Genomic DNA, 9,238 nt, shown 5'->3' on the forward strand with positions numbered 1-9,238 from the left:
CCAGCTTCAGCATCGAGGCTGGGGCAGAAGCGGCTGAAGCAATCATGGCTCTGGACCAGCGCCCCACTGCCATATTTGCAGTGAACGACAATACCGCCATCGGCGCACTCTCGAAACTCACCAATATGGGGATCATGGTGCCCGGCGACATCTCGCTGGTCGGCTACAATGATATCCCGATCGTCAGCCATCTGCCGACCCCGCTGACAACGATGCGGGTCCCGTTTGACCAGATTGCAGCGGCGGCGCTTGAGCTACTGGATACGCCACCAGCGTCAGGCAGTTCGGCCACAATGCTCGTAGCGCCAACGCTGATTCCGCGCCGGTCATCCGGACGGCTCGCAGAATAGCTGCCCGTCTGGAATGGAGAGTTAAGACTTGGGCCGTGAACGGCCGGAATGGGTCCAGGCTGTGTGGAAACGTCTTCGCGGTCGAGGTTGATGAATATCTTCAGGAGCCGAACTTTTGCGGCGCTGTCTTAGCCGGCGATCGCACTCAGCAAATTGCTGGTTCCCATGATGTTGAGGGCGCGAGTGAGGTTGTAGGCGAGGACGTGGAGGGCCATTTCGGTGGAAACGCGCGGTTTGGTTCTGGAGAGGAAATGAGTGTAACCCATTCGCGACTTGATTGTGCCAAAGGGATGCTCGACGGTCTGGCGCCGGATACGCATAGCGTCCGGATTGGCATCGAGCCGGTGCTGCATCGCCTCGATCACATCTTCATGCTCCCATCGGGAAACACGTCGCTCCTTGCCTGGTGTACATCGCGATTTGATGGCGCAGGTTTGACAGGTGCTGGCCCAGTAGCGGTTTATCTTCAGACCTCTTTCCTCACTCTGAAGGCGGTTTTTAAGCAGTTCTCCCGCCGGACAGCGATAGACATCCTGCCCGGGCACGTAGACAAAATCGGGCTTTCCAAAGCGTCCTTCATATTTGGCTCTTGATGTCTGTGGCTTTGGCAGAGTGACCGTGATGCCAGCCTGTTCGCTGGCGAGGATTTGCTCGCTTGAAAAATAGCCGCGATCGGCCACGACATCCATCTGATCCACGCCCAGGACCGCCTTGGCCGTTGTCGCCATGCCGCTCAGTTGAGCCCGGTCGCTGCCGACATTCGTCACTTCATGGGCAACGATGATGTGGTGCTCTGTATCGACCGCGACCTGGATATTATACCCGACCATTCCCGTCCCACGACCGCTTGTGGCCATGGAGCGAGCATCAGGATCAGTCAGCGAGATCTGCTGGTCCGGCGCCGCCAGCATCTGCTCCTCCAAACCGTCGAGACGTTTCATCTCCGCATCAAGTCTGGCAATCTTCTCCTTCAGGCGATCTGTTTTCGAGGCAAGGGCGTCTGTCGGTTCCTGCCGGTCTGCCGTGTCCAGTTGCGCAAGATAGCGGGCAACGCTTTCTTCAATCTGCTCCCGACGTCGCGCCAGCTTGGCCTTGGTGAAATTGCGGTCGCGATTATTGACCGCTTTGAACTTGCTGCCGTCGATGGCAACGCTGCCACTCGTGAGGAGAGCCATCTCCCGGCAGAGCAAGACGAAACGGCCACAAACTTGCCGGATCGCAGTACCGTTATCTCGCCGGAAATCGGCAATCGTCTTGTGATCGGGTACAAGCCGGCCCACAAGCCACATCAGTTCGACGTTGCGGTCCGCCTCCCGCTCCAGGCGCCGGCTCGACTGAACCCGATTGAGATATCCGTAAATGTAAAGCTTGAGGAGGACCGACGGGTGATAAGCAGGCCGCCCTGTCGCGGCCGGCTGCGCGCGGTCAAATCCGAGCCCCAGAAGATCGAGCGCATCAACAAATGCATCGATCACTCGAACCGGATTATCGTCCCCGATCCAATCATCTACGCAGGGAGGAAACAATGTCGTCTGCTTGCGATCCGCGCCAGAAATGAAGCGACCCATATGATCCTCCAAACCGTTGGAACATCATACCAGATCCGCCGCGTTTTCACACAGCCTGGGTCGACAGCCGACGCCGCGTGAGCGGTGGCTAACCCTGCCATCAACGAAAGTCTCGTGGCTTGATCTTAATGCCCTCGGTTGGCTGGCCTGGGATGATCCCCGATCCGAGCCGTAGATCGGGAATATAGATGTCGCGGGCGTCTTTCCCGAGCGGCCGCTGCTCGCGATCGCGCGGGTCGGGCGCCATCGGGTTCCTGACGATGTCCGCGCGGCTGACCCGATAGATATCGGCGACGTCGGCGCGGCGCCCGACACTCGCCAGCATAGCCGACAGGTCATCGAGGCGCTGCGCGATGACATGGATCACCTCGCCTTCGCGCTGGACCTGGCCGCGCACTCCCATCATTGAGGCGCCCAGCACCGTGCGCCGGTTCTTTTCGAAGACATTGGTCCATACGACGAGATTGGCGACATCGGTCTCATCCTCGAGCGTGATGAACATCACGCCCTTGGCGCTGCCGGGCTTCTGGCGGACCAGCACCAGCCCGGCCAGTTCTATCCAGCGGCCGTCGCGCGTGGTGCGCAACTGCTCGCAGGTGATCATCCGCCGCGCCTTGAGCTCATCGCGCAGGAACGCCACCGGATGCGCGCGCAGCGACAGACCCGAGGCGCGATAATCCTCCACCACCTCCGCGCCTTCACCCATTTCGGCCAGGATGACGGTGGGTTCGATCGCTTCGTCGCGCAGCTTGCCCGCCCGTTCGTCCGCCGCTGCGAACAGCGGCAGCGCCGCGTTCCCGAGACCCTTCACCGCCCAGAGGCCCGATCGCCGGTCGGCGCCGAGCGATCCGAACCCGTCAGCGTCGCCGATCCGGTCCAGCGCGCCGCGCCCGACGCCGGCACGCTGCTGGATCTCCTCGATGCTGGTGAAGGGCCTGTCGCCCCGCGCGGTGACAATCGCTGCTGCATCCGCATTGGCCAGATCGCGCGCCATGCGCAGGCCGAGCCGCACCGCTTTGTAGCGACCGCGGCCCTCCTCAAGCGTGCAATCCCAGCGACTGGCGTTGACGTCGATCGGGCGGATTTCGACGCCATGCTCGCGCGCGTCGCGCACGATCTGCGCCGGGGCGTAAAAGCCCATGGGCTGCGCGTTGAGGAGGCTTGCGCAAAAGGCGTCGGGATGATGGCATTTCATCCAGGACGAGGCATAGGCGATCAGCGCGAAGCTGGCGGCATGGCTTTCGGGAAAGCCATAGGAGCCGAAGCCTTCAATTTGCTTAAAAGTTTTCTCGGCGAACTCCTGATCATAGCCCCGGCTGACCATGCCGCTGATGAGCTTGTCGCGGAAATGGCTGACGCCGCCTGTCAATTTGAACGTCGCCATCGCACGGCGCAGCAGGTCCGCCTCGCTGGCCGTAAAGCCCGCGCATTCGATCGCCACGCGCATGGCCTGTTCCTGAAAGAGCGGCACGCCGAGCGTCTTTTCCAGCACGCGGCGCAATTCCTCGGTCGGATAGGTCACCTCCTCCTCGCCGTTGCGACGGCGGCGATAGGGATGGACCATGTCGCCCTGGATCGGGCCGGGCCGCACGATCGCGACCTGGATGACGAGATCGTAGAAGGTTTTGGGCGCCATCAGCGGGATCGAGGCCATCTGCGCGCGGGACTCGATCTGGAAGACGCCCAATGTGTCGGCCCTGCGGATCATCGCATAGGTCGCGGGATCCTCGGCCGGGATGGTCGCGAGGTCGTGCCGCAGCCCCTTGTCGTTCTCGAGAAACTCGAACGCGCGGCGCATGCAGCTCAACATGCCGAGCGCAAGCACATCGACCTTCATGAAGCCGAGAAGATCGATATCGTCCTTATCCCATTCTATCACCTGGCGATCGTCCATCGCCGCCGGTTCGATCGGCACCAGTTCGTCGAGCCGGTCACGGGTCAGCACGAAGCCACCGGGATGCTGGGACAGATGACGCGGGGTGTCGATCAGTTGGCGGGCGAGGTCGAGCGTCAGCGCGAGGCGGGTGTCGCTCAAATCGAGGTTGAGCTCCTGCGCGTGCTTCTCCTCCACCCCCTCGCGGCTATAGCCCCAGATCGCCCCGGCCAGACCCGCCGTCACATCCTCCGACAGGCCGAGCGCCTTGCCGACTTCGCGCACCGCGCCGCGCGCCCGGAAGCGGGTCACGACGGCGGTGAGCGCCGATCGCGTTCGGCCATAGGTCTCGTAGATCCACTGGATCACCTCCTCGCGCCGCTCATGTTCGAAATCGACGTCGATATCGGGCGGCTCGCGCCGCTCGGCCGACACGAAGCGTTCGAACAGCAATTCCGAGCGCACCGGATCGATCGAGGTGATGCCGAGGACATAACAGACCGCGCTGTTCGCCGCTGACCCGCGCCCCTGGCACAGGATCTCGCGCCGCCGGGCCTCGGCCACGATCGCATGGACGGTCAGGAAATAGGGGGCGTAATCGAGCTGCCCGATCAGCTGGAGCTCATGCTCGAGCTGCCTGCGCACCTTGCCATCGACGCCTTGCGGATAGCGCGTCGGCGCCTTCTCCCAGGTGAGGCGCTCCAGTTCTTCCTGCGGGGTGCGGCCGGGCACCTGGATCTCGTCGGGATATTGATATTTGAGCTCATCGAGACTGAACGCGCAGCGCCTGGCGAATTCGACGCTGCGCGCGACCGGGCTGCTATCCTTCAAATAGCGCCGGAAGAGCCGCGTCATCTCCGCGCCGGTCTTCAGATACCGGTCGGCAAAACGCTCGCGCGCGTTGCCCAGCGTGTCGATGGTGCATTTCTCGCGGATGCAGGTGACGACATCCTGCAGCAGGCGGCGCTCGGGCAAATGATAGAGAATGTCGTTGGTCGCGATCGTCGGCACGCCTGCGGCGGCGGCGATCCGCGACAGGTCGCGCAGCCGGATTGCGTCCTTTGGCCGCCGCCGGACCGACAGCGCCATATAGGTGCGCTCGCCAAACAGCCGCTTCGTGCGCGCCAGCGCGGCCTGCGTCGTGGCATCGGCCCGGTCGGGGACGAGCATCGCCAGCAGTCCCTCGTTCCAGTCGGCCACATCCGACCAGTCGAGATGGCAGGCCCCCTTGCCCGCGCGCGTCTTGCCGATGCTGAGCAGTCGGCACAGGCGTCCATAGGCCGCCTTGTCGGTGGGATAGACGAGGAGGGCGGTGCCATCGGTGAGATCGAGCCGGCAGCCGACGATCGCGCGGACGCCGGTCTGCCGCTCCGCGTCCCATGCGCGCACGATCCCGGCGACCGAATGGCGGTCGACGACGCCAAGCGCGGGCATCTCCATCGCCGCTGCCGTCGCGAACAGATCCTCGGGGCTCGATGCCCCGCGCAGGAAACTGAAATGCGTCGTCACCTGCAGTTCGACATAGCCCGGTTTGCCCGCGCTCATGCGAAGGCGCCGTGGATGAACCAGCGCATCGGGCCGGTCGCGGCGCTCTCGCCGTCGCCGGCGCGGAACAGCCAATAGCGGCCGCCACTCACCGTCTCGACCTGATAATAATCGCGCACGCTGAGCGGCTGTCGCCCCTCGATGCCGCCATCGCGCCACCATTCGCCATGCAGCCGCTCCGGACCGTCGCCCTGCGTCACCCGGTATCGCTTGCCGCGCCAGATGAACATGCGCGGTGCATCGTCGGGCAACAGCGCGATCACCTCGATCGGTTCTGGTTTGGCCAGCATACGCGCCGGGCGGGGCAGATCATCGTCCCATCCCATGCCGCGCGCCTCACCCAACGCCGGCGCGCCGGTCGCGGAGCGTTCGGGCATGCCGCTCGGGCAAGGCGCCATCCGGTGCAGGTTTCTGGAGCCGAAGCGGTTGGCGAGCGTATCGACCAGCGCAGCCAGATCGGGCCCGCGCCGGCCCAGCTGTTCGAGGCTTTCGCCCTGTCGCGGCGCGGCCGCCTCCATCAGCGAGACCAGCAGCGTCATCGCCTCGATGCCAAGACCCGGTTCAACCGTTTCGATCTTCGCGCAGAGCAATTTGGCGAGATGCCCCGCATCCCGGCTCGGCGTCGCCGTCCCGATGCGGATGACCTGACAATGGCCATCGACACGGTGGAAATAGCAATCGAGACGCCTGCCTCCGCGTCCTGCGCGGACAAGCTGTTCGACAATGTCGGCGACGAGATCGCCGATCACCTGGGCGAAAGCCTCGGGCGACGCGATCGGCTCCATGAAACCGCGCCGCGCACGCGGCATCTGTTCCGGAAAGATCGGCTCTATGGGTTCGGCGACCTGTCCGATGGCCTGGTCGAGACGGCGATGCAGGCTGCGGCCAAACCGCTTGGCGAGCGGCGCGCGGGGTGCGCCGAGCAGTTGTTCGACCCGCTCGAAGCCAAGCTTGCGCAGCCCCTCGACGATTTCGGCTTCGAGCCGCAGCGCCGGGATCGGGAGCAGCTCCATCGCCCTGCGATGTTGCCCCGGTTCGATGACGACGGGCCTGCCGTCGCGGACATGCCGTGCGACCGCGTGCGCGCAGCCCGCCGTGTCGGCGACCGCGATATGCACCGCGACGCCGAAGGCCGCGATGCGGCGATGCAGATCCTTGAGCAGGGCGGTTTCGCTGCCGAAGAGCGAGGCGCAGCCGGTGATGTCGATCCACAGCCCGTCCGGGGCGTCGGGCGCCACGATCGGCGAATAGCGCTGCCCGGCCCACAGGGCGAGGCGCCGCAGGCCGTCCATGTCAGCGTCGGGCAGCGCGTCGATGACCTCCAGTTCGGGCGCAAGCATCCGCGCCTTGGTGACGGTCATGCCGGGCATAACGCCGAGCGCGCGTGCGGCAGCATCCACCGCCGCGACGATCCGGCGGCCATGGTCAGGAATTGCGGTGACGAGCGGTCCGTCGGGCGTGGTGCTGCAACGCCCTTCAGGCGGCGATTTGGCTGTCGCCCGCCGCAGCCGGTCGGTCGACCAGTGCGGCAGGTAGACCGATACGACCCGTCGCATCGCAGCCCTCCACAATCCATGCGTGCGGATTACCGCCGCGTACGCGCTCCAGCGCCAGCTGCCATCGCGGACGGCCAAGGCTCGGGATGCCGAGATCCTCGCTCGGGCTCGCGGTCACCCGCCAGCGCGTGATCGCCGCCGTGCCCTCGGCCGCTTGCGCGACTTTCGACGCGCGCCGGAAGATGAAAGCCGGCACGCCCGACGCTTCGGCTGCGAGCTGCAGCCGCTTGGAGGCGGTGGTGCTGTATTTGCCGATCTCGCCCACGACGCCGCCGATCCCGGCATGGCGCAGGCATTCCTCCATCGCGAGCAGCACATTAGTGTCGCTGCCCGCCTCGACATAGATCACCCGGTCAGGATGCAGTCCCGCGAGGTGGAGCGCGGGGGCAAACAGGTCGCGCCATCGCAGGCACCACAGCACCGGCCCCTCCATCCGCGCGAGAATGCCGGCCAGGAACACCGTCGCGCTTGCATCGTCGGCAAGGTCTGGGCTGCCCGCGACCTCATGGAGCGCGCCGCCGGCAATACCGCCGCCCGGCAGGCGCGCGTCGATCGCCTCGATCCCGAACGGCGTGGTTGCGTGGCATACGCCTTTGCCCTCGATCTGCGCAATATGCGCTCGCAGCTGATCAAGGACGGTGGCTTCACGCATGGCATTCAAAAGACTCGGGGTTTGATATGTTCTCTTTTTGTTCATACTGCTGCGATCGAGAGTCAAGCACCGGGTCCGTTCCGACTTGTTGACAGGAGGGCCCAAGTTGCGGGGGAGCGGGCATTTCATCTTTGAGAAAAAATTTTGCGGCCGGGCGGCGCGCGCCTGCGCGCAGGCTATGACGGCATCATCATGACCGCCTCTTTCGACCTTGACCGATTCGTCGCCGCACAGGCGCAGATCTATGACACGGCCCTTGGCGAGATCCGCCGCGGCGCCAAGCGCAGTCACTGGATGTGGTTCATCTTTCCGCAGATCGCCGGTCTCGGGTCGAGCGAGATGGCGCGGCGCTACGCGATCGCATCACTCGACGAGGCGCGCGCCTATCTTGCGCACCCGGTGCTGGGTGCCCGGCTGCGCGATTGCGTGGCGGCGCTGCAGGACCTCACCGGCACCAGTGCCGAGGCGGTGTTCGGTGGCATCGATGCGCTGAAGCTGCGCTCGTCCCTCACCCTGTTCGTCGAAGCCGGGGGCGGGGGGCTGTTCACGGCCGCGCTCGATCGCTGGTTTGGCGGCGAGGCCGATGCAGCGACGCTTGCGCGCCTTGGCCCTCGCTGAGGCAAGGAACCGCTCGCGCGTCGATCGGTTCTGAAAGACGAGGCCGCCTGTTTCCCCCCGCGCATGCGGCCCCTGATACGGACCCGCCGGTTCCCCCTCCGGCAGGTCCATTTCTTCCTCTTTCTGGACCTGAGCATAGGCGCCGTGACGCCTATCGCGCGCGGCACCAGTCGGGCTTGGGCTGGCGGCGCAGCCAGGGCCGTGCTGCGCCGATGCTGATCAGCCTTGCGGCCAGATCGCGCCCGTCGAGCGTGACGCGCGCGACAGTGCGATTATAGCTGCGCCCGATCCGCTCGAAGCGGATCGTCTTGCCATCGAGCAGGGCTTTCGCCTGGCGGGTCGCCGCCTTGCCGCGCGCGAGCTCGGCAGCGCATTTGGCCTGGCCGGCGCGGCTCTCGGGCGCATCGATATCGGCGATCCGAATCCGCTCGCCACTCATCAGGCGAAAGGTGTCGCCGTCGGTCACAGAGCGGATTTTGCCGGTCGCGGCGGGGAGCGCTGCCGCGCTCGACAGGGAGCAAACGAACAACAGGGCTGCGAGGGCGTGTCGGTAGGAAAGGGTCATCGGCCCCGCTCTAGCCGTCCTGACCATCACGAACAAAGGGGCAACCGGCGCGGCGTGCATCCTGGGCGACGGGGTCGGTGGCGGGACGTCTCATGCCGGCCGACGGGATCACCCCGCTCTTTGAGGCGCAATCCTTGGTCGCTCCCGCGGACCTATTCGATCAACCCGTAAAGGGTCCGTACGCTCACGCTACGGCCTTTTGCCGTGCCGCCAAAAGGTGATCGCGGCCACGGGAGCGACGCTTCGGGCGCCAGTCGAGCGGGGATGAACCCGCCGGCACCACAAGGAGCCTCGATATGTTCACCGATCTTGGGACCGCCCGCAAAAGCGCACTCACTCTCTCGAAGACCCTGATGGCCGCCACGATGGTCATCGCAATCGGAACGCAGTTCGCCGTCATCACCGCCGACGACTTCGATGGCGACGTCGCCGTGCTCAACGAATATGATCCCTTCGCGTGACACTCAGGCGGGGGCTGCCGCCCCCGCCGCCTTTCGAGATCCGTTGCCAT

At 65.1% G+C, this 9,238-nt stretch carries 8 protein-coding genes; 3 read left to right on the plus strand and 5 right to left on the minus strand.

All coding sequences use genetic code 11. From position 1 onward, the window contains the following. Nucleotides 1-350, plus strand: a 350-nt coding sequence (locus JHC57_RS15875) for a substrate-binding domain-containing protein (RefSeq protein ID WP_294031180.1), incomplete at its 5' end; no start/stop codon positions are given. A gap of 128 nt (nucleotides 351-478) precedes the next feature. On the opposite strand, the gene JHC57_RS15880 is transcribed toward JHC57_RS15875, so the two are convergent. From JHC57_RS15880 to JHC57_RS15895, 4 genes are all read right to left on the minus strand, one after another. Next, nucleotides 479-1,918, minus strand: a complete 1,440-nt coding sequence (locus JHC57_RS15880) for an IS1182 family transposase (protein WP_294031182.1) — start codon at nucleotides 1,916-1,918, stop codon at nucleotides 479-481. A 100-nt stretch (nucleotides 1,919-2,018) separates the two neighbouring features. Beyond that, entirely contained in the window at nucleotides 2,019-5,336 is a 3,318-nt protein-coding gene (locus JHC57_RS15885; protein ID WP_294031183.1) for an error-prone DNA polymerase, read from the minus strand. Continuing rightward, on the minus strand, nucleotides 5,333-6,892 hold the full coding sequence (locus JHC57_RS15890; RefSeq protein WP_278393590.1) for a DUF6504 family protein: 1,560 nt from the start codon (nucleotides 6,890-6,892) through the stop codon (nucleotides 5,333-5,335). The genes JHC57_RS15885 and JHC57_RS15890 overlap by 4 nt, the downstream gene beginning before the upstream one ends. Continuing rightward, on the minus strand, nucleotides 6,813-7,544 hold the full coding sequence (locus JHC57_RS15895; protein WP_004212811.1) for an ImuA family protein: 732 nt from the start codon (nucleotides 7,542-7,544) through the stop codon (nucleotides 6,813-6,815). Before JHC57_RS15895 ends, JHC57_RS15890 begins: the two co-directional genes overlap by 80 nt. Before the next feature lie 192 nt (nucleotides 7,545-7,736). Between JHC57_RS15895 and JHC57_RS15900 the strand changes: the two genes are divergently transcribed. Continuing rightward, nucleotides 7,737-8,162, plus strand: coding sequence for a DUF1810 domain-containing protein (locus JHC57_RS15900; protein WP_294031185.1), 426 nt, complete (start codon nucleotides 7,737-7,739; stop codon nucleotides 8,160-8,162). A 151-nt stretch (nucleotides 8,163-8,313) separates the two neighbouring features. On the opposite strand, the gene JHC57_RS15905 is transcribed toward JHC57_RS15900, so the two are convergent. Beyond that, nucleotides 8,314-8,727 (minus strand): thermonuclease family protein, encoded by a 414-nt coding sequence (locus JHC57_RS15905; protein ID WP_004212806.1) that lies wholly within the window; start codon nucleotides 8,725-8,727, stop codon nucleotides 8,314-8,316. A gap of 296 nt (nucleotides 8,728-9,023) precedes the next feature. Here JHC57_RS15905 and JHC57_RS15910 point away from each other — a divergent pair, with 296 nt between their 5' ends. After that, a complete protein-coding gene (locus tag JHC57_RS15910) occupies nucleotides 9,024-9,188 on the plus strand; it encodes a hypothetical protein (protein ID WP_004212805.1) in 165 nt (54 codons plus the stop codon). The last annotated feature ends 50 nt before the right edge of the window (nucleotides 9,189-9,238 follow it).

Origin of the sequence: Sphingopyxis sp., from assembly GCF_016463645.1 — a bacterium.
Taxonomy (GTDB): domain Bacteria; phylum Pseudomonadota; class Alphaproteobacteria; order Sphingomonadales; family Sphingomonadaceae; genus Sphingopyxis.